This window comes from Streptococcus raffinosi, from assembly GCF_030284685.1.
GTDB lineage: Bacteria > Bacillota > Bacilli > Lactobacillales > Streptococcaceae > Streptococcus > Streptococcus raffinosi.
The window spans coordinates 211-744 of record NZ_JASUZV010000028.1; the positions used below are offsets into that span (position 1 = coordinate 211).

General features: G+C 44.0%; 1 protein-coding gene. It reads right to left on the bottom strand.

The features are described 5' to 3' along the window. Window positions 1-534, bottom strand: a 534-nt coding sequence (locus QRD39_RS10115) for a Rib/alpha-like domain-containing protein (protein WP_285956400.1), incomplete at both ends; no start/stop codon positions are given.

A 534-nucleotide genomic window follows, 5' to 3' on the forward strand; every position in this document is an offset into this window, starting at 1 on the left:
TATGTCACAACTACGATAGCGTCTTTGTCACCTTCTGTTGTTGTGTCTACTGGTGTCTTGTAAGCATATGTTGTTCCATTTGGAAGAGAGCTTACATTACCAATTGAATCTTGCGCAGTTGGTGTTGAGCCTGGGGTCACTGTTTGTGCCTTAGCTGTTGGATCATTCTTATCCGCATCGGTACGTGGATCCTTAACCGTAACCTTAACTGGCACTTCATCCGTTGAACCATCTGGGTATGTCACAACTACGATAGCGTCTTTGTCACCTTCTGTTGTTGTGTCTACTGGTGTCTTGTAAGCATATGTTGTTCCGTTTGGAAGAGAGCTTACATTACCAATTGAATCTTGCGCAGTTGGTGTTGAACCTGGAGTCACTGTTTGTGCCTTAGCTGTTGGATCATTCTTATCCGCATCGGTACGTGGATCTTTAACAGTAACCTTAACTGGAACTTCATCTTTAGATCCATCTGGGTATGTCACAACGACTGTAGCGTCTTTCTCACCTTCTGTTGTTGTGTCTACTGGTGTCTTG